The sequence below is a fragment of the Variovorax sp. CCNWLW225 genome (assembly GCF_037204045.1).
Taxonomy (GTDB): Bacteria; Pseudomonadota; Gammaproteobacteria; order Burkholderiales; family Burkholderiaceae_C; genus Variovorax.
The window spans coordinates 172,641-190,803 of record NZ_JBBCBV010000009.1; the positions used below are offsets into that span (position 1 = coordinate 172,641).

The 18,163-nt window shown below is 65.0% G+C and carries 17 protein-coding genes; 7 read left to right on the forward strand and 10 right to left on the reverse strand.

The annotated features are described in order from the left end of the window. Nucleotides 1-40 precede the first annotated feature (40 nt). The 5 genes from V9L20_RS16855 to V9L20_RS16875 all read left to right on the forward strand — a co-directional run bounded on the left by V9L20_RS16855 (nucleotide 41) and on the right by V9L20_RS16875 (nucleotide 5,449). Nucleotides 41-1,042, forward strand: coding sequence for a Bug family tripartite tricarboxylate transporter substrate binding protein (locus V9L20_RS16855; protein WP_337297477.1), 1,002 nt, complete (start codon nucleotides 41-43; stop codon nucleotides 1,040-1,042). A gap of 113 nt (nucleotides 1,043-1,155) precedes the next feature. Further along, nucleotides 1,156-1,737 (forward strand): TRAP transporter small permease, encoded by a 582-nt coding sequence (locus V9L20_RS16860; RefSeq protein ID WP_337297478.1) that lies wholly within the window; start codon nucleotides 1,156-1,158, stop codon nucleotides 1,735-1,737. Beyond that, on the forward strand, nucleotides 1,734-3,032 hold the full coding sequence (locus V9L20_RS16865) for a TRAP transporter large permease (RefSeq protein ID WP_157611966.1): 1,299 nt from the start codon (nucleotides 1,734-1,736) through the stop codon (nucleotides 3,030-3,032). Before V9L20_RS16860 ends, V9L20_RS16865 begins: the two co-directional genes overlap by 4 nt. 384 nt (nucleotides 3,033-3,416) lie before the next feature. Then, the gene (locus tag V9L20_RS16870) at nucleotides 3,417-4,454 is read left to right on the forward strand and encodes a DctP family TRAP transporter solute-binding subunit (RefSeq protein WP_281147834.1); all 1,038 of its coding nucleotides are present in this window, start codon (nucleotides 3,417-3,419) and stop codon (nucleotides 4,452-4,454) included. A 56-nt stretch (nucleotides 4,455-4,510) separates the two neighbouring features. Continuing rightward, complete coding sequence (locus tag V9L20_RS16875; RefSeq protein ID WP_337297479.1) at nucleotides 4,511-5,449, forward strand: nucleoside hydrolase; 939 nt, start codon at nucleotides 4,511-4,513, stop codon at nucleotides 5,447-5,449. A gap of 76 nt (nucleotides 5,450-5,525) precedes the next feature. Here the strand turns inward: V9L20_RS16875 and V9L20_RS16880 are convergent, their stop codons facing one another. From V9L20_RS16880 to V9L20_RS16905, 6 genes are all read right to left on the reverse strand, one after another. Further along, nucleotides 5,526-6,263, reverse strand: a complete 738-nt coding sequence (locus V9L20_RS16880) for an amino acid ABC transporter ATP-binding protein (RefSeq protein WP_157616571.1) — start codon at nucleotides 6,261-6,263, stop codon at nucleotides 5,526-5,528. A gap of 33 nt (nucleotides 6,264-6,296) precedes the next feature. Further along, nucleotides 6,297-6,986: an amino acid ABC transporter permease gene (locus V9L20_RS16885; RefSeq protein ID WP_337297480.1), complete on the reverse strand. Its 690-nt coding sequence runs from the start codon at nucleotides 6,984-6,986 to the stop codon at nucleotides 6,297-6,299. Between the two features lies 1 nt (nucleotide 6,987). After that, nucleotides 6,988-7,722 (reverse strand): amino acid ABC transporter permease, encoded by a 735-nt coding sequence (locus V9L20_RS16890; protein ID WP_337297481.1) that lies wholly within the window; start codon nucleotides 7,720-7,722, stop codon nucleotides 6,988-6,990. A 136-nt stretch (nucleotides 7,723-7,858) separates the two neighbouring features. Next, entirely contained in the window at nucleotides 7,859-8,761 is a 903-nt protein-coding gene (locus V9L20_RS16895) for an amino acid ABC transporter substrate-binding protein (protein ID WP_258503941.1), read from the reverse strand. 172 nt (nucleotides 8,762-8,933) lie between these two features. Then, nucleotides 8,934-10,385 carry an aspartate ammonia-lyase gene (locus V9L20_RS16900; protein ID WP_258503940.1) on the reverse strand — a complete coding sequence of 484 codons (1,452 nt, stop codon included), beginning with the start codon at nucleotides 10,383-10,385 and terminating at the stop codon, nucleotides 8,934-8,936. A 174-nt stretch (nucleotides 10,386-10,559) separates the two neighbouring features. Continuing rightward, complete coding sequence (locus V9L20_RS16905; RefSeq protein WP_337297482.1) at nucleotides 10,560-11,561, reverse strand: LysR substrate-binding domain-containing protein; 1,002 nt, start codon at nucleotides 11,559-11,561, stop codon at nucleotides 10,560-10,562. A 61-nt stretch (nucleotides 11,562-11,622) separates the two neighbouring features. On the opposite strand from V9L20_RS16905, the gene V9L20_RS16910 reads away from it, so the two are divergent. Then, the gene (locus V9L20_RS16910) at nucleotides 11,623-13,065 is read left to right on the forward strand and encodes an amidase (protein ID WP_337297483.1); all 1,443 of its coding nucleotides are present in this window, start codon (nucleotides 11,623-11,625) and stop codon (nucleotides 13,063-13,065) included. 108 nt (nucleotides 13,066-13,173) lie between these two features. Here the strand turns inward: V9L20_RS16910 and V9L20_RS16915 are convergent, their stop codons facing one another. Together V9L20_RS16915 and V9L20_RS16920 are read right to left on the reverse strand one after the other, a co-directional pair. Then, complete coding sequence (locus V9L20_RS16915; RefSeq protein ID WP_337297484.1) at nucleotides 13,174-14,112, reverse strand: 2-hydroxyacid dehydrogenase; 939 nt, start codon at nucleotides 14,110-14,112, stop codon at nucleotides 13,174-13,176. A gap of 147 nt (nucleotides 14,113-14,259) precedes the next feature. Beyond that, nucleotides 14,260-16,137: an ABCB family ABC transporter ATP-binding protein/permease gene (locus tag V9L20_RS16920; protein WP_337297493.1), complete on the reverse strand. Its 1,878-nt coding sequence runs from the start codon at nucleotides 16,135-16,137 to the stop codon at nucleotides 14,260-14,262. Nucleotides 16,138-16,180: 43 nt separating this feature from the next. Here V9L20_RS16920 and V9L20_RS16925 point away from each other — a divergent pair, with 43 nt between their 5' ends. Then, entirely contained in the window at nucleotides 16,181-16,600 is a 420-nt protein-coding gene (locus V9L20_RS16925; RefSeq protein ID WP_337297485.1) for an acyl-CoA thioesterase, read from the forward strand. Nucleotides 16,601-16,624: 24 nt separating this feature from the next. Here the strand turns inward: V9L20_RS16925 and V9L20_RS16930 are convergent, their stop codons facing one another. Both V9L20_RS16930 and V9L20_RS16935 read right to left on the reverse strand, forming a co-directional pair. Then, nucleotides 16,625-17,389: an enoyl-CoA hydratase gene (locus tag V9L20_RS16930; protein WP_337297486.1), complete on the reverse strand. Its 765-nt coding sequence runs from the start codon at nucleotides 17,387-17,389 to the stop codon at nucleotides 16,625-16,627. A 37-nt stretch (nucleotides 17,390-17,426) separates the two neighbouring features. Next, on the reverse strand, nucleotides 17,427-18,020 hold the full coding sequence (locus tag V9L20_RS16935; protein WP_258503935.1) for a 2-hydroxychromene-2-carboxylate isomerase: 594 nt from the start codon (nucleotides 18,018-18,020) through the stop codon (nucleotides 17,427-17,429). Nucleotides 18,021-18,163 lie beyond the last annotated feature (143 nt).

The following is an 18,163-nucleotide window of genomic DNA, read 5'->3' on the forward strand; positions in this document are numbered from 1 at the left end:
CGCACACAAAAATAAATCAACCATCGGAGACATCGAGAACATGAACAACGCCACATTCACCATCACCCGCCGCGCCCTGCACTGCCTTGCCATTGCATCGCTCGCGCTCACAGCCACCACCGCCGGCTGGGCGCAGACCTATCCGAGCAAGCCGATCCGCATGGTGGTGCCCTTTGCCCCGGGCGGCGCCACCGACGTGCTGGCCCGCCTGGTGGGCGAGAAGATGGCTGCCGGGCTGGGCCAGCCGGTCATCATCGACAACAAGCCGGGCGCCGCCGGCATCATCGGCACCGACGCCGTGGCCAAGGCGCCGCCCGACGGCTACACCCTGGTGCTGGCGCTGAGCAATTCGCTGCTGACCAACCAGTTCCTCTACCAGAAGCTGCCCTACGACACGCAGCGCGACCTCACGCTGGTCTACCAGATTGCCACGGCTCCGCTGGTGCTGGTGGTGCACCCCAGCGTGCCGGTGAAGAACGGGCCGGAGCTCTTGAAGTACGTAGCCGCCAACAAGGGCAAGGTGGCCTACGGCTCGTACGGCGTAGGCGCGTACCCGCACTTGGCCGGCGCGCACATGAGCCTCACGCAGAAGGCCGAAATGAACCACGTGGCCTACAAGGGCGAGGCGCCGATGCTGCAAGACCTGATCGGCGGCCAGATCCAGATGGCCTTTGCCAGCGCGCTGGTGGCCAAGCCGCACATCGAGGCGGGCAAGCTCAAGGCCGTTGGCGTGAGCGGCGAACGCCGCATGGCCACGCTGCCCGACGTGCCGACGCTGGCCGAACAGGGCCTGGGCGACGAGGCCTATCGCGTGGCGGGCTGGCTCGCCATTGCCATGCCGGCCGGCACGCCCAAGCCGATCGTGCAGCGCATTGCCGAAGAAGTGGGCAAGGCCACGCGCCAGCCGGACGTGCAGGCACGCGTGGCGGCCATGGGCTTTGACCTGAAGGAGAGCTCGCCCGAGGCTTTTTCCGCCGTGTACAAGAAGGAAAGCCCGATCTGGGAGCGCCTGATCAAGGATTCGGGCGCCAAGCTCGAGTAGCCCGTTTCGAGAGGGCCGGAGGGGGCGGAAATGGAGCCGCAGCTTAGGAAAACCCCGATGAACGGATGGACATGGATCGTTACCATCCATAGCTGCTTTCCCCCTCCCTCTCGATGACCACTCCCAACGAGTCCGGCCCCTTGCTGGACGCCGCCAGCCCCCTCCCCCCAGACATCGAAGCCGCCGACGAGCCCACCAAGGTGCCGCTCGCCATCGAGGACTGGCTCACCGTGATCATCATGGGCGCGCTGGCGCTGATCACCTTTGCCAACGTGCTGGTGCGGTACTTCACCGACTCTTCGTTCGCATGGACCGAAGAGTTCTCGGTCTTCCTGATGATCATGCTGGCGCTGGTGGCCGGCTCGGCCGCCGTGGCGCGCGACCGGCACATCCGCATCGAATACTTCTCGGAGAGCGGCTCGATGGCGCGGCGCAAGCGCCTGGCGCAGTTCGGCGCGCTGATGATCGCCATCCTGTTCACGTTGATCGGCGCGCTCAGCATCCGCATGGTGTGGGACGACTACCGCTTCGAAGAAACCACGCCCGGCATCGGCCTGCCGGCCTGGTGGTATTCGATGTGGCTGCCCATCGTGTCCTTTGCCATCGCGCTGCGCGCCGTGGGCCTGATGATCCGCCGCGGCCGCAAGGAGTACACCGGCGAGCAAAGCAGGAACGACAAAGGCGACGCATCGTGATCGCCACCCTTCTGTTCGTCGCCTTCGTCGCGATGATGCTGGTGGGCGTGCCCATCGGCGCCGCGCTCGGCCTGGCCGGCGCCGCCTGCATTGCGCTGGCCAACAGCGACGCGCAGTGGTTCGGCCTGCTGGCCGTGCCGCAGAATTTCTATGCCGGCCTGGGCAAGTACCCGCTGCTGGCTATTCCGATGTTCGTGCTGGTCGGCTCCATCTTCGACCGCTCGGGCGTGGCGCTGCGGCTCGTGAACTTTGCGGTCGCCATCGTCGGCCGCGGCCCCGGCATGCTGCCGCTGGTGGCCATTGCGGTGGCCATGTTCCTCGGCGGCATCTCCGGCTCCGGCCCGGCCAATGCCGCCGCCGTGGGCGCGGTGATGATCGCGGCCATGTCGCGCGCGGGCTACCCGGCCGCCTTCTCGGCCAGCGTGGTGGGCGCCGCGGCGGCCACCGACATCCTGATTCCGCCTTCGGTCGCGTTCATCGTGTATTCGGTGCTGGTGCCGGGTGCCTCGGTGCCGGCGCTGTTCGCCGCCGGCATGATCCCGGGCGTGATGGCCGGCCTGGCGCTGATGATTCCGGCCGTGCTGCTGGCCCGCCAGCACAAGATGGGCGCGCTCGAATCGACGTTGCCGCGCCCTCCGTTCTGGAAGAGCTTTCGCGAAGCAGTCTGGGGCTTGGCGGCACCGGTTCTCATTCTGGGCGGCATGCGTGCGGGCTGGTTCACGCCCACCGAAGCAGCGGTGGTGGCGGTGTTCTACGGCCTGTTCGTGGGCATGTGCGTGCACCGGACGATCAAGGTGCGCGACCTGTTCGTGATCTTGCGCGAGTCGGGCGAGCTCTCGGCGGTGATCCTGCTGGTGGTATCGCTCGCGGGCATCTTCGCGTACTCGCTCTCGACGCTGGGCATCATCGACCCCGTAACGCGTGCGATTGTGAATTCGGGCCTGGGCGAATACGGCATCCTGGCGTTGCTGATCCTGCTCTTGATCACGGTCGGCATGTTCCTGGACGGCGTGTCGATCTTCCTGATCTTCGTGCCGTTGTTGCTGCCGATCGTGCAGTACTACAAGTGGGATCCGGTGTGGTTCGGCGTCATCCTCACGCTCAAGGTCGCATTGGGCCAGTTCACCCCGCCGCTCGCGGTCAACCTGATGGTGTCGTGCCGTATTGCCAAGGTGCGCATGGAAGAAACCGTGCGGTGGGTGGGCTGGATGCTGTTCTCGATGTTCCTGGTGATGGTGCTGGTGATCGCTTTCCCGGAACTTGCGTTGTGGCTGCCTCGGAAGCTGGGGTATTGAGATGGGACTCTGCTTCTCTTTGCTTCGTGCTGTTCGGTTAGCGCCTTGTTCGGGGCGCGCGCCCGCCGACGGGGTACCTTGCTCCGCGAATGTCCCCCGGCCTGCGGCCTCCTCCTTTATTTCGCTGCGCAAGGCACCCCATCGACGTGCGCGTTATGAGCAGTGGTCGTTGATCGGCGTTGCACCAGCAGCGCGTCAGGTGCACAGGGCATCGGGTGCTCCACGCAGCGAAATAAAGGAGGAGGGGCGCAGCCCCGGGGGACATTCGCGGAGGGGAGTACCCGGTGGCCTTTGCACGTGCCCTGAACAGCAGCCCCGCAACACCCCAACCGTTCCCGAAAAAATCCCCTGCTTAGTAGTGTTCAAAAAACAAGGAGACCTCTCATGAAATTCCGCCGCACCCTCTTGGGCCTTGCCGCCGTAGCCACCGCCCTGGGCATGTTCTCGACCGGCGCCATGGCGCAGGCCGCCTACAAGCCCGAATACAAGATGTCGCTCGTGCTCGGCCCGCCCACACCGTGGGGCCAGGCCGGGAAGATCTGGGCCGACCTTGTGAAAGAGCGTACCCAGGGCCGCATCAACATCAAGCTCTACCCCGGCGTGTCGCTCATCCAGGGCGACCAGACCCGCGAGTTCAGCGCGCTGCGCCAGGGCGTGATCGACATGGCCGTGGGCTCGACTATCAACTGGTCGCCGCAAGTCAAGCAGCTCAACCTCTTCTCCATGCCCTTCCTGATGCCCGACTACGCGGCCATCGATGCGCTCACCCAAGGCGAGGTTGGCAAGGACATGTTCAAGACACTCGACAAGGCCGGTGTCGTGCCCCTTGCCTGGGGCGAGAACGGCTACCGCGAAATCACCAACTCCAAGAAGCCGATCAAGTCGCCCGAAGACTTGAAGGGCATGAAGATCCGCGTCGTCGGCTCGCCTATCTATTCCGACATGTTCACCGCGCTCGGCGCCAACCCCACGCAGATGAGCTGGGCCGACGCACAGCCCGCGCTCGCCAGCGGCGCAGTCGACGGCCAGGAGAACCCGCTCTTCCTGTTCACCGTGCTCAAGATGCAGAACGTGGGCCAGAAATTCGTCACCACCTGGGGCTATGTTGCCGATCCGCTGGTCTTCGTGGTCAACAAGGAGATCTGGGCGTCGTGGACGCCGGCGGACCAGGCCATCGTTCGCCAGGCCGCCATTGATGCGGGACAGCAGGAGATTGCCATTGCGCGCAAGGGCTTGGTCGAAGCCGACAAGCCGGTGCTGAAGGACATTGCCGGCATGGGCGTGACCGTGACACAGCTCACGCCAGCCGAGCGCGAAGCCTTCGTGAAGGCCACGCGGCCGGTGTACGAAAAGTGGAAGGGCACCGTGGGTGCCGACCTCGTGGCGAAGGCCGAGAAGGCCATCGCAGCACGCAAGAAGTAACTCAGCAGGAAGACAGCACCGTCGTCGATTCAGGGTGGCGCCGCGACAATGTCGCGATGCACACTCTGATCATCGACACGGACCCCGGCGCGGACGATGTGATCGCGCTGCTGTTCGCCATGGCGGCGCCTGAAGCGCTGAAGCTCCAGGCGCTGACCACGGTGGCCGGCAATGTTCCGCTGGCCAAGACCTCGCGCAACGCGCGCCTCGCCTGCGAATGGGCCGGGCGTCCGGACACTCCGGTGTATGCCGGCGCGGAGCGCCCGCTGCAGCGCGCGCCAATCTACGCGGCCAACATCCACGGCCGAGAAGGCATCACCGGCGTCGAGGTTCATGAGCCGGCCACGCCGCTGGCTGAAGGGCACGCGGTCGACTACCTCATTCGCACGCTGCGCGCGGCGCCGGAGAAAAGCGTGACGCTTGCCATGCTCGGCCCGCAAACCAACCTTGCGTTGGCGCTCGCGCAAGCCCCCGACATCGTGCGCGGCTTGCGCGAACTGGTGCTCATGGCCGGCGCGCATTTCAACGGCGGCAACATCACGCCGACCGCCGAGTTCAATGTATTTGCCGATCCGCATGCGGCGGAGGCCGTGCTGAAAAGCGGTGTGCCGACGACCATGCTGCCGCTGGACGTGACGCACAAGATTCTCACGAGCGACGAACGCATCGCGCGGCTTCGCGGCATCGGCAACCGGTCCGGCGCCATCGTGGCCGACATCCTGGGCGCCTATGCGCCGCAGGAAATGCGGCACTACGACATGCCCGGCGGGCCGGTGCATGACGCGACCGTGATCGCCTATTTGCTGCAGCCTTCGCTCTTCAGGGGCAGGCTGGTCAACGTCGAGGTCGACAGCCGCGACGGCATGGGTTTCGGCCAGACGGCGGCCGATTGGTACGGCAGCCTGAACCGCCCCGCCAACGCGAACTGGATCGTCGATGGCGATGCGCAGGGCTTTTTCGACCTGCTGACCGAACACATCGCACGGTTGCCCTGAGAGCTCAGGCAATAAAAAAAAGCCACGTTGCGAACAGCGTGGCTTTTTGCTTTTTGGTGCCGCTGCAGCGAATCGATCAGTGCTGCAGAATTTTGTTCAGGAAGTCCTTCGTGCGCGGCTGACGATTCTCCGGGTGGCTGAAGAACTCGTCCTTCGGGCAGTCTTCCAGGATCTTGCCGCCCACGTCGATGAAGATCACGCGGCTGGCCACCTTGCGGGCGAAGGCCATTTCGTGCGTGACCACCATCATGGTCATGCCGTCCCTGGCCAGGCTCACCATCACGTCGAGCACTTCGCCGACCATTTCGGGGTCGAGCGCCGAAGTGGGTTCGTCGAACAGCATCACGATCGGGTCCATGCTGAGCGCACGGGCAATCGCCACGCGCTGCTGCTGGCCGCCCGAGAGCTGGCCCGGGAACTTGTCCTTGTGCGCCATCAGGCCCACGCGGTCGAGCATCTTCAGACCGCGGGTCTTGGCTTCGTCGGGGCTGCGGCCGAGCACCTTGATCTGGGCGATCGTGAGGTTCTCGGTGACCGACAGGTGCGGGAACAACTCGAAGTGCTGAAACACCATGCCGACCTTGGAGCGCAGCTTGGGCAGGTTGGTCTTGGGGTCGTGCAGCGGAATGCCGTTGACGGTGATCTCGCCCTTCTGAAAGGGCTCGAGCGCGTTCACGGTCTTGATGAGGGTGGACTTGCCCGAGCCCGAGGGCCCGCACACCACCACCACGTCGCCCTTGGAGATGCTCACCGAACAATCGTTGAGCACCTGCACCGGGCCATACCACTTGGAGACGTTCTTGATTTCAATCATTTTTTCGGACATTTCTTTCTCCGGTTCAGCCACTCAGCGGATGATGGCAATCTTCTTGTGGAGGCGCTTGACGAGCCATGACAAGGCATAGCACATGATGAAGTAAACGACGGCAGCGAGCAGGTAGGCCTCGATCGGACGGCCGAAGTTCTTGCCCGCGGTCTCGAAGCCCTTGAGCATGTCGTACGCGCCAATGGCATACACCAGCGAGGTGTCCTGGAACAGGATGATGGTCTGCGTGAGCAGCACCGGCAGCATGTTGCGGAACGCCTGCGGCAGCACGATCAGGCGCATGTTCTGGCCGTAGGTCATGCCGACCGCCTGGCCCGCATTCACCTGGCCGCGCGGAATCGACTGGATGCCCGCGCGCATGATCTCGCTGAAGTAGGCCGCCTCGAACGCGATGAAGGTGATCACGGCCGAGATTTCCGAGCGGTAGTTCGAGCCGATGGAGCCGAAGGCCGCGTAGAACGAGGCCGGCACCAGGAGGAAGAACCACAGGATCACCATCACCAGCGGAATGCTGCGCATGCCGTTGACGTAGATGGCGGCGGGTGCGTCGAGCCACTTCTTGCCCGACAGCCGCATGAGCGCCAGCACGGTGCCGAAGATCACGCCGCCGATGGTGGCCACGATCGTCAGCATGATGCTGAAGTAGAAGCCCTTGACGACGAAGTTGCTGATGACGTCCCAGTTATAGAACGACAGGTCGAGATTCATCATGTCAGTGTCCCCCGCCGCCGGCGCTGGCCGAAACGATGAAGCCCGGCACGCGCGTCTTCTTCTCGATGAAAGCCATGATGCGGTTGATTGCAAAGGCCGAGATCACGTAGAGCCCGGTCACTGCAAGGTACACCTCGATGCCGCGCGAGGTTTCTTCCTGCGCCTGCATGGCGAACATCGTGAGTTCGGTCACCGACACGGCAAACGCCACCGACGAGTTCTTGAAGATGTTCATCGTTTCGCTCGTGAGCGGCGGAATGATGATGCGGTAGGCCATGGGCAAGATCACGTAGCGGTAGTACTGCGGCGTGGTAAAGCCCACCGCCATGCCCGCGTAGCGCTGGCCCTTGGGCAGCGCCTGGATGCCCGAGCGCACTTGCTCGGCAATACGCGCCGAGGTAAAGAAGCCCAGCGCCAGCACCACCAGCACGAAGCTGGGCACGCCCTTCATGACCGGAATCAGCGCCGGAATGACGTGGTACCAGAGAAAGATCTGCACCAAGAGCGGAATGTTGCGGAACAGCTCGACCCAGGCATTGCCCAGGCGCACGAGCCAGGGGCTGTTCGGCAAGGTGCGGATGATGCCGATCAGCGAACCCAGCACCAGCGCGACGATGAGCGCCAGCAGGGCCACCGACACGGTCCAGCCCCATGCGGACAGCATCCACTCCCAGTAGGTCGGGTACTTCCCGCCCGGGTCTTGCAAGAAGACCTGCCAATCCCAGTTTGATCCCATCGGGGACTCTCCTTCTTTCAGATTTCCAGACTGCCAGCTTGCAGAGGCCATGCCTGCGCGCCGCAGCATTGCGTTGCCTGCGAAAACAAACGCCCGCCGGGGGCGGCGGGCGTTGCGCGGATGACCTTCGTAGCGATTACTTCTTCGCGGCGTACTCTTCCATCGGCTTGTCGTTCGGGTTGGCCCAAGCCGACTTGGTGGCGTCGGACAGGGGCAGGTTCACCGTGACGTTTGCCGGGGGAATCGGCTTCAGGAACCACTTGTCCCAGAGCTTGGCGAGTTCGCCGTTCTTGATCTGCGCCTTGATGCTGTCGTCCACCACCTTCTTGAAGGCGGCGTCGTCCTTGCGGATCATGATGGCGATGGGCTCGACGCTGAGCACTTCGCCCACGATCTTGTATTCGGCAGGCGACTTGGACTTGGCGATGTTCGAGGCCAGGATGGAACCGTCCATCACGAAGGCGTCGGCACGGCCCGATTCGAGCAGCAGGAAGCTGTCGGAGTGGTCCTTGCCATACAGTTCCTTGAAGTCGATGCCGCCGGCGCGCTCGTTCTTGCGCAGCGTTTGCACCGACGTGGTGCCGGTGGTGGTGGCCACGGTCTTGCCGTTCAGGTCCTTGATGCTGTTGATGCCCGAGTTGGCCTTGACAGCAATGCGCACTTCCTCGACGTAGGTGGTCACGGCAAACGACACGTCCTTCTGGCGCGTGGCGTTGTTGGTGGTGGAGCCGCACTCCAGGTCGACGGTGCCGTTTTGCACCAGGGGCACGCGGTTTTGCGAGGTCACGGGCTGGTACTTGGTTTCAAGCTTGGCCAGGCCGAGGTGCTTCTGGATGTCGCGAATGATGTTGGCGCAGACGTCGTAGTGGAAACCGGTGTACTGGCCGTTGCCCAGCGTGTACGAAAGGCCGGAAGATTCCCGCACGCCTTCGGTGATGGTGCCCGAGGCCTTGATCTTGGCCAGGGTGTCATTGGCCTGTGCAAACGCGCTGCCGGCAGCCACGGCTGCGATTGCCAATGCCAATACTTGCTTTTTCATACGGAAAACTCCTGAGGTGACTGGAAGATACAGATACAACTAAATTTTAGACATTCAGGTCATGGGGAATACCCGGGCCAACCCGGTGCATTCTCGATGACGCTTGCACCGGCGCCGCGCATCGCGGCGCCGTCGTGGTGCAGGGCTACCCATTGGCATTGTCCGACTTTCACTAAGCAGCCTTTGTGCCCGAGGGCTCGGCAGCCGGGGGCACCGGTGCGGACAGGCGAACGGGCTGGGTCAGATTTTCGGGCACGAGCAGCGCGTCCATCTCGGCGCGCGTCATGATGCCCAGCGATTCGGCCACCAGGTCGATTGGTCCGCCGGTGGCCAGCGCGGTCTTGGCGATGAGCGCCGCCTTTTCGTAGCCGATGAGGGGGTTGAGCGCGGTAACCAGCGTGACCGATTCCCGCACTCGCTTGGCCAGGAACTCGCGGTTCGCCTCGATGCCTTCGACGCAGTTCTGCCGCAGCGTGATGCAGGCATTGCTCAGGTGCCGGATGCTCTTGAACAGGCTCCACCCCATGATGGGCTCGAAGGCGTTGAGCTGCAGCTGGCCGGCCTCCGACGCCATGGTGACCGTGATGTCGTTGCCGATGACCTCGAAAGCCACCTGGTTCATGACTTCCGGGATCACCGGGTTGACCTTGCCCGGCATGATCGACGAGCCGGCCTGCCGCGCCGGCAGCCGGATTTCGCCGAAGCCGGCCTGCGGCCCGCTGGACAACAGGCGCAAGTCGTTGCAGGTCTTGCTGAGCTTGGTGGCCACGCGCTTGAGCACGCCCGAAAGCTGCACGAAGGCGCCGGTGTCCTGCGTGGCCTCGATCAGGTTGGCCGCCTGCTTCAGCGGCACGCCGCTTTGCTCGGCCAGGTACTGGCAGGCCAGGTTGGCATAGCCGTGCGGCGCGTTGATGCCGGTGCCGATGGCCGTGGCGCCGAGGTTGATTTCCTCGATGAGCGCACGCGCCTCGCCAAGCCGGGCCTCGTCTTCCCCGATCATGATGGCGTAGGTCAGGAACTCCTGCCCCAGCGTCATGGGCACGGCGTCCTGCAGCTGGGTGCGGCCGATCTTGAGGATGTCCTTGAACTCGAGCGCCTTGGCTTCGAAGCTCTTGCGCAGCGCCGCCATGGATTCGAGCAGCTTGTCGATGGCAAACCACAGCGCCAGCCGCACCGCCGTGGGATAGACGTCGTTGGTGCTCTGCGAGGCGTTGACGTGGTCGTTGGGGTGCAGCACGTCGTACCGGCCTTTTTCATGGCCCAGCTTCTCAAGCGCGAGGTTGCAGATCACCTCGTTGGCGTTCATGTTGGTCGAGGTGCCGGCGCCGCCCTGGATCACGTCGACCACGAATTCGTCGAGCAGCTTGCCTTCGATGAGGTCGTCGCAGGCCAGGATGATGGCGGCGGCGCGGTCGCGGTCGATGGCGCCCAGGTCGGCATTGGCGCGCGTGGCGGCCTTCTTTACCAGCGCCAGGGCGCGCACCAGGTCGGGCATGGCCGACACGCGGGTGCCGGAGATCGCAAAGTTCTCGACCGCACGCGCGGTGTGCACGCCCCAGTAGGCGAGGGCAGGAATCTGCTTTTCGCCGAGGAAGTCGTGTTCGGTCCTGAAATTGGGGCTCATACAGGTTCCTCGGCTAAAAAAAAGCACGCGGGTGGCGCGTGCCGGAAGACTTGCTGTGACAGCGATCTGAAAGCTGCCGCGACTGTAGTGGCGGCCCGCCCGCAACGCCAATGCCGTTTGCGGGGAGCCTCATGCGCGGCATTTATAGATTGTGCAGCGCACAAATTCCAGGCGTCAACCATCTCGGCGGGTTGGCGGCTGGGCGCCGACCAGGTATGACCAGAGCGCATCGGCCGTGCGCTTGGGCTGCAGGCTTTCCAGGCCCGCCGCGGCCTTGGCGGAACGGCCGGCGCCGGTCTTGACGGGGATGGGGGCACTTGGCCGCTCGCGATAGGCGCGGATTTCCATCGTCGCCTCCAGGCTGTCGATCTCGGGCGGCAGCGCGCTCACCAGCTTGCGCGCCTTGATTTCCTTGCGAACCGCGCTCTGCGGCAAAAAGGCGATGCCGTGGCCTTCTAGCGCCATGACCTTCAGGCCCTCTGCCATGTCGGTTTCATAGACCCGGTCGAGGTGGATGGCGGTACCCGACTCTTTCAGCAACTGGTCGACCACCCGCCCCAGGTAGGCGCCGGGCGCGTAGCCCAGGTAGGGCAGCGGCTGGCCGGGCCTTCCGGGCAGGCGGAAGCGCGGTGCGCCCTCGGCATCGGCCTTGACCCAGGGCGCCACGGTTTCCTCGCCCAGGCTGACCATTTCGTACTTGTTGGCGTCGAGCTGCAGCGGCTGCGAGGGGTGGTGATAGGCAATCAGCAGGTCGCAGCTGCCTTCGACCAGCCGCAGCACGGCGTCGTGCACGTTGAGCGCGATGAGCCGGCTCTTGATGGGCCCGAAGTGCTCGCGCAGGCTGGTCACCCACGAAGGAAAGAAGGTGAAGGCCAGCGTGTGCGGCACCGCAATCTCGATCACGTCCTGCCCCGCCGCCGAATGGCCGCGCAGCATGGCCCGGGTGCTCTGCAGCGATTGCAGCATCTCGATGGCCTGGCTGTAGAGCGTCTGGCCCGCGGGCGTGAGGCGCGTGGGGTAGGAGCTCCGGTCGACCAGGTCGGTGCCGGCCCAGCCCTCCAGCGCTTGGATGCGGCGCGAAAAAGCCGGCTGCGTGACATGCCTCAATTGGGCCGAGCGGCTGAAGCTGCGCGTTTCCGCCAGGCTGATGAAGTCTTCTAGCCACTTTGTTTCCATACGCGGCGATTATGCGAGCGCCGCGCCATACTGGGCGCCCCCTCCTTTTCCCGCACTCGCCATGTCTTTTGCCGACCTGCCCGAACTGACCGCCACCGAACTGTCGCACCTGATCGGGAGCCGAAAGGTGTCCTGCCGCGAGGTGATGCAAGCGTCGCTGGCGCGCATCGAGGCGCTCAACCCGCGCTTCAACGCCATTGTTTCGCTGCGCGAACCCGAAGCCCTGTTGGCCGAAGCCGGTGAGCGCGACGCCGAACTGGCACGCGGCGAGCGGCGCGGCTGGATGCACGGCTTTCCGCTGGCGGTGAAGGACTTGAGCCACGCAGCCGGCCTGCCGACCTCCATGGGCTCGCCGCTTTCGCCGCGCACCCCGGCGCGCACCGACAGCCTTCACGTCGCGCGCATGCGGGAGTCCGGCGCCATCGTGATCGGCAAGACCAACACGCCGGAGTTCGGCCTGGGCTCGAACACCTACAACACGGTGTTCGGCATTACCCGCAACGCCTATGCGCCCGACCGCAGCGCCGGCGGCAGCAGCGGCGGCGCCGCGGTGGCGCTGGCCCTGGGCATGCTGCCGGTGGCCGACGGCAGCGACATGATGGGCTCGCTGCGCAACCCGGCCGCCTTCAACAACGTGATCGGCATGCGGCCTTCGCGCGGCCGCGTGCCCGGCGATCCCGAGCAGGAGCTGTTCTTCCAGCAGCTGGGCACCGAAGGACCGATGGCCCGCAACGTGGAAGACACCGCGCGGCTGCTGGCGGTGCAGGCGGGCTTCGACACGCGCGTGCCGCTGTCGTCGCCGCAGGCCCTGCCCGCGCCCGATGCACTGCGGCTCGACGACAACGTGGAGGGCCTGCGCGTGGGCTGGCTCGGCAGCATCTGGCCCGATCTGCCGCTGGCGCCGGGCATTCGCGAATTGGGCGAGCGCGCGCTCGACACCTTTCGCGCCATCGGCTGCGAAGTCGAGCCCTGCACGCTCGACGTGCCGCGCGAGCACAACTGGAGCGCCTGGCTGCGCCTGCGGCAGCTGCTGGTCGGCGGCAAGCTCGGCGCATACCTGAGCGACCCGAAGCTCTTTGCCCAGCTCAAGCCCGAGGCGCAGTGGGAAATAGAGCAGAGCCGCCACCTGGATGCGGCGTCGCTGTACCAGGCTTCGGTCTATCGCTCGAACGTGTACCGCGCGTTCCTCAGGCTCTTCGAGCGCTTCGACTTCGTGCTGGCGCCGACGGCGCAGGTGTTTCCTTTCGATGCCGAGCTGCACTGGCCCGCCGAAGTGGCCGGCGTGCCGAGCGACACGTACCACCGCTGGATGGAAATCGTGACGCCGTTCACGCTGGCTGGGTTGCCGACGCTGAATGTGCGCGCGGGATTCGGCGAGGGTGGTTTGCCGATGGGCCTGCAGCTGGCCGGGCCGATCCATGCAGATCTCGGCGTGCTGCGGCTGGGGAATGTGTATGAGAAGGCGTCCGGATGGGGTGCCCGGCGCCCTCCGTTTCTGGGCTGACTCCCTCCCCCTCTGGGGGAGGGCTGGGGTGGGGGCACGCGGCGCATCCCTTGGGCACCCTGCCCGCCCCCATCCCAACCTTCCCCCAGCGGGGGAAGGGGCAAGGCATCAGACCGGGGTCAATACTCCGCGTCCTGCAAAGTGCCCTTCGGCATTCGCAAGGAAATGGTCAACCGACTTCTGCGTCGCCTCCGGCGACCAGCCCGCCATGTGCGGCGTGAGCAGCACGTTGTCCAGGCCAATCAGTGGTTCGGGCCGCTTCGGCTCGCTTTCGTACACATCGAGCCCCGCACCCGCAATGCGGTTCTCGCGCAGGGCCGCGGCCAGCGCCTCGGTATCGACCACGCTGCCGCGGCCGATGCTGACCAGGAAGCCTTGCGGCCCGAGTGCATCGAGCACCTCGGCATTCACCAGGTGGCGCGTGGCCGGCCCGCCGGGCGCGGCGAGCACCAGAAAATCGGCCCAGGTGGCGAGGGACTTCAGGTCGTCGAAGTAGCGCTGCGTTGCGCCTTCGCGCGGTTTGCGGTTGTGATAGCCCACTTCCATGTCGAACGCTGCCGCGCGCTTGGAGATCTTCTGGCCGATGGTGCCCAGCCCGAGGATGCCGAGCTTCTTGCCCGACACGTTCGGCGGCTGCGGAATGGCCTCGCGCCACACGCCCTCGCGGCACAGCCGGTCGAGCTGGCGAAAGCCGCGAACGATGCTGATCAGCAGGCCGAAGGCGTGGTCGGCCACGCAATCGTCATTGGTGCCCGCGCCGTTGGCCGTGACGATGCCGCGCGCCCGGGTCACGTCGAGCGGCACGCCTTCGTAGCCTGCGCCCATGCAGCAGACGAGTTCAAGTGCCGGCATGGCCGCGATTTCTTCGGGCGTGATGCCGATGACGCCGATGGTCAGCACCGCGCGAAACTTCTTGCCATGCTCGGCAACGGCCGCGGCGCGCGCGGCGGGGTCGAAGGCGTAGGTCACGTCGTAGATCTCGGCAATCTGGGCCTGGTGGGCACTCGAGAGGCTGTTGAGCACCAGCAGGGGAATCTTGGTCGGCACGTCTGAACTCCTAATCGGTATCAAAAAAAGTGAACTCGCAATTTCTTTCAGTGGAACACCGCGGAACCGGCTTTGCCGGGCCGCTGGTGTTGCCCCCGGTAGGGGGTGGGAGAAGCGACACGAAGTGCGCGGAGCCTGGGGGCGAGCCTATAACAGAGGTGCTGCTTCGCTCTTCTGCAAAGCCCACATCTGCGCATAGCGGCCCTGCCTGGCCAGCAACTCGGCATGCGTGCCGCGCTCGACGATCACGCCCGCCTCGAGCACCAGGATTTCGTGTGCATCCACCACCGTCGACAGGCGGTGCGCAATGACCAGCGTGGTCTTGTCCTGCGCCGCGCTCTTGAGCTCGGATTGGATGGCGCGCTCGTTGGCGGAATCGAGCGCCGATGTGGCCTCGTCGAAGATCACGATCGGCGGGTTCTTGAGCAGCGTGCGCGCAATGGCCACGCGCTGTTTCTCTCCGCCCGAGAGCTTGAGGCCGCGCTCGCCGACCGTGGTTTCGTAGCCCAGCGGCGTGGCCGAGATGAAGTCGTGGATGCGCGCCGCGCGAGCGGCGTTTTCCACTTCTTCGCGCGTGGCACCGGGGCGGCCGTAGGCGATGTTGTATTCGACGGTGTCGTTGAACAGCACCGTGTCCTGCGGCACGATGCCGATGGCGCGGCGCACGCTGGATTGCTGCACTTCGCGGATGTCCTGCCCGCCGATGGTGATGCGGCCCTGCTGCACGTCGTAGAAGCGGTAGAGCAGGCGTGCGAGGGTTGACTTGCCGGAGCCCGAGGGGCCGACCACGGCCACGGTCTTGCCGGCCGGAATCTCGAAGCTCACGTGCTTCAGGATGGGGCGCGCGGGCTCGTAGGCAAAGCTGACGTCTTCGAAGCGGATGGTGGAATCTACGCCGCTGCCCTCACCCCTGCCCTCTCCCGGAGGGAGAGGGAGCAAAGACAGAGGCTGCGCGCCGGGCGCATCGCGCACCTCGCGCTCTTTTTCCATCAGCACGAACATCTTGTCGAGGTCGGTCAGGCTCTGCTTGATTTCGCGGTAGATCACGCCCAGGAAATTGAGCGGAATGTAGAGCTGGATCATGAAGGCGTTGACCATCACGAGGTCGCCCAGCGTCATGCGCCCTTCGACCACGCCCGAGGTGGCGCGCCAGAGCATCAGCACCAGGCTCACGGCGATGATCATCTGCTGCCCGATGTTGAGCATGCTCAGCGTGCGCTGGCTCTTGATGGCAGCCTTGCGGTAGCGGTCCAGGCTGGCGTCGTAGCGCCTGGCCTCGAACTCCTCGTTGTTGAAGTATTTGACGGTTTCGTAGTTCAGCAGCGAATCGACCGCGCGGCTCTGGGCCATGGAGTCGAGCTCGTTCATGGTCTTGCGGAACTGGGTGCGCCACTCGGTCACCGTGACCGTGAAACTGATGTACAGCACCAACGCCGCGGCCGTGATCCAGACAAAGAGCGAGTCGAACTTCACGCCCAGGATGGTGAGCACCAGCACCAGCTCGATGATGGTCGGCACGATGCTGTAGAGCGACATCGAGATGAGCGAGTGCACCCCGCGCGTGCCGCGCTCGATGTCGCGCGTCATGCCGCCGGTCTGGCGCTCCAGGTGAAAGCGCAGGCTCAGCGAATGCAGGTGCCCGAACACCTCCAGCGCAATCTGCCGGGCCGTGCCTTCGGTGGCCTTGGCGAAGATGAGCTCGCGCAGTTCGCCGAAGAGCGCGGTCGAGAACCGCAGCAGCCCGTAGGCCAGCAAAAGCCCGATGGGCACGATCAGCAGCGCCTGCGCCATGTCGGGCTTGGGCGTCATCGTGTCGATCAGGTTCTTGAGCAGCACCGGCACGCCCACATTGGCCACCTTGGCGCCCACCATGAAGGCAAGCGCGGCGATCACCCGCCATTTGTACTGCCAGAGGTAGGGGAAAAGGCGGCGCAGCGTGGCCCAGTCGGAGCGATCGCTGCGCGCCGGGGGGTGCCCGGCGACGGGATGGGAGGGAGGAGGTAGGGCTTCGCCGCTGCGGCGCATGAGGGACAATCGTGGTTGCTTTGTTCTGCCTCAGATTGTGCCCATGTCCGATACTTCCAGCACCGACGCTGCCGCCACCCTCAAAAGCCTGCCCACCGACATGGAGCTGGTGCTCAAGGTCATCCCCATGCCGGCGGACTGCAACGCCAATGGCGACATCTTCGGCGGCTGGGTCATGGCGCAGTGCGACCTGGCCGGCTCGGTCATTCCGGCGCGCTACGCCAAGGGCCGCCAGGCCACGGTGGCGGTGAACGAGTTCATCTTCAAGCAGCCGGTGCGGCTGGGCGACATTCTCTCGTTCTATTCGAAGCTGGTACGCATCGGGCGCACCTCGGTCACGGTGACGGTGGAGGTGTTCGCCGAGCGCTTTCGGGCGCAGGGCGAGTACATCAAGGTGACGCAGGCCACGTTCACCTACGTGGCCATCGACGACAACGGCCGCCCTCGCGTGATCGAGAAGTAAATCGGCGCAGAGGGCCGAGCGCCCTCAGACCTTCGAAAAATCCGGCTTGCGCTTTTCCATGAAGGCGCCGAAGGCTTCGCGCGCGGCCGGTTCCCGCAGCATGCGGCCGAAGCTCGCGCCCTCTTCGTCCATGCGCTCGAGCACTGCCGGCATCTGCGCCTTCTTCAGCAGGCGCTTGGTCTCGACCAGCGCGCTCAGCGGCTTGGCCGCGAGCTTGCGGGCCTGCACCTGGGCAATGGCGTTGGCTTCGGTCGGCGGCACGATGCGGTTGACCAAGCCCACTTCGAGCGCGGCCTCGGCCATGAAGGGCTCACCCAGCAGCAGCGCCTCGGCCGCGCGGTGGTAGCCCAGCATCTGCGGCACCAGTAGGCTCGAGGCCGCCTCGGGGCACAGGCCCAGGTTCACGAAAGGCATCGAAAAAGCCGCGTTGTCACCGGCGTAGACGAGGTCGCAGTGGAACAACATGGTGGTGCCGATGCCCACGGCCGGGCCGCAGACGGATGCGACCACGGGCTTGGGAAAGGTGGCGATACCGCGCAAAAAGCGGAACACCGGCGACTCCTTGCCGGCGGGCGGGGCATTCAGGAAGTCGCCGATGTCGTTGCCGGCGCTGAAAATGGTCGGGTCGCCCTGGATCAGTACGCAGCGCACGGCCGCGTCGCTCTCGGCCGTGGCCAGTGCATCGGCCAGTTCGGCGTACATGCCGCTGGTGATGGAGTTTTTCTTGTCGACGCGGTTGAATGTCAGGGTCATCACACCGGCTTCGGTGTGGACGAGGATGTCGCTCATGGGAATGGTCCTTGAATAAAAACGGGTGGCGCCACGCTCAGGCGTCGAGGGCTTCTCGCACAAAATCCAGGCGGTCCTGGCCCCAGAACATCTGGTCGCCGACGAACATGGTGGGGGCGCCGAACACGCCGCGCTCCACAGCTTCTTGCGTGACGGCTTTGAGGCGATCCTTGACCTCCTGCGAACCGGCCAGCGCGAGCAAGGCAGTGGCGTCGAACCCCGCATTTTGAAGCACGGCGCCAACGACGGCCGGGTCATTCATGTTCTTGGGCTCGACCCACATGGCGTGAAAAATGGCGTCGACGTAGGCGCCGAAGCGCTCCGGCTCTTTCATCTGGATGCCGGTGGCACCGCGCATGAGCAGCAGCGTGTTGATTGGAAAGTGCGGGTTGTGCACAAAGGGCACGCCGTAGCGTTTGGCAAAGCGCTGCAGGTCGATGGTCATGTACGGCGCCTTGGGCACCACTTCAGCCGGAGACCGGTTGCCGGTCGCCTGAAACACGCCGCCCAGGAGCATGGGTTTCCAGACGAGTTCGGCGCCGGTGTCGGCGCAGACGTGCGGCAGCTGGGTGGCGGCCAGGTAGGCGGCGGGGCTGCCGAAGTCGAAATAGAAATCTACGGATTTTTTCATTTGGGTCTCCTTGGGGGTGCGCTTGTTCAGGGCTCTTGTTCTTGGGGCTGTTGTTCGGGGCGCTGTTGTTCAGGGCTTGTGCAAAGGCCACCGGGTACTCCCCTCCGCGAATGTCCCCCGGGGCTGCGCCCCTCCTCCTTTAT

What these genes read in the sequence shown, in the direction of transcription:
- V9L20_RS16855 (WP_337297477.1), top strand. Translation starts at nt 41, where the DNA reads ATGAACAACGCCACATTCACCATCACCCGCCGCGCCCTGCACTGCCTT.
- V9L20_RS16860 (WP_337297478.1), top strand. Translation starts at nt 1,156, where the DNA reads ATGACCACTCCCAACGAGTCCGGCCCCTTGCTGGACGCCGCCAGCCCC.
- V9L20_RS16870 (WP_281147834.1), top strand. Translation starts at nt 3,417, where the DNA reads ATGAAATTCCGCCGCACCCTCTTGGGCCTTGCCGCCGTAGCCACCGCC.
- V9L20_RS16875 (WP_337297479.1), top strand. Translation starts at nt 4,511, where the DNA reads ATGCACACTCTGATCATCGACACGGACCCCGGCGCGGACGATGTGATC.
- V9L20_RS16880 (WP_157616571.1), bottom strand. Translation starts at nt 6,263, where the DNA reads ATGATTGAAATCAAGAACGTCTCCAAGTGGTATGGCCCGGTGCAGGTG.
- V9L20_RS16885 (WP_337297480.1), bottom strand. Translation starts at nt 6,986, where the DNA reads ATGATGAATCTCGACCTGTCGTTCTATAACTGGGACGTCATCAGCAAC.
- V9L20_RS16890 (WP_337297481.1), bottom strand. Translation starts at nt 7,722, where the DNA reads ATGGGATCAAACTGGGATTGGCAGGTCTTCTTGCAAGACCCGGGCGGG.
- V9L20_RS16895 (WP_258503941.1), bottom strand. Translation starts at nt 8,761, where the DNA reads ATGAAAAAGCAAGTATTGGCATTGGCAATCGCAGCCGTGGCTGCCGGC.
- V9L20_RS16900 (WP_258503940.1), bottom strand. Translation starts at nt 10,385, where the DNA reads ATGAGCCCCAATTTCAGGACCGAACACGACTTCCTCGGCGAAAAGCAG.
- V9L20_RS16905 (WP_337297482.1), bottom strand. Translation starts at nt 11,561, where the DNA reads ATGGAAACAAAGTGGCTAGAAGACTTCATCAGCCTGGCGGAAACGCGC.
- V9L20_RS16910 (WP_337297483.1), top strand. Translation starts at nt 11,623, where the DNA reads ATGTCTTTTGCCGACCTGCCCGAACTGACCGCCACCGAACTGTCGCAC.
- V9L20_RS16920 (WP_337297493.1), bottom strand. Translation starts at nt 16,137, where the DNA reads ATGCGCCGCAGCGGCGAAGCCCTACCTCCTCCCTCCCATCCCGTCGCC.
- V9L20_RS16925 (WP_337297485.1), top strand. Translation starts at nt 16,181, where the DNA reads ATGTCCGATACTTCCAGCACCGACGCTGCCGCCACCCTCAAAAGCCTG.
- V9L20_RS16930 (WP_337297486.1), bottom strand. Translation starts at nt 17,389, where the DNA reads ATGAGCGACATCCTCGTCCACACCGAAGCCGGTGTGATGACCCTGACA.
- V9L20_RS16935 (WP_258503935.1), bottom strand. Translation starts at nt 18,020, where the DNA reads ATGAAAAAATCCGTAGATTTCTATTTCGACTTCGGCAGCCCCGCCGCC.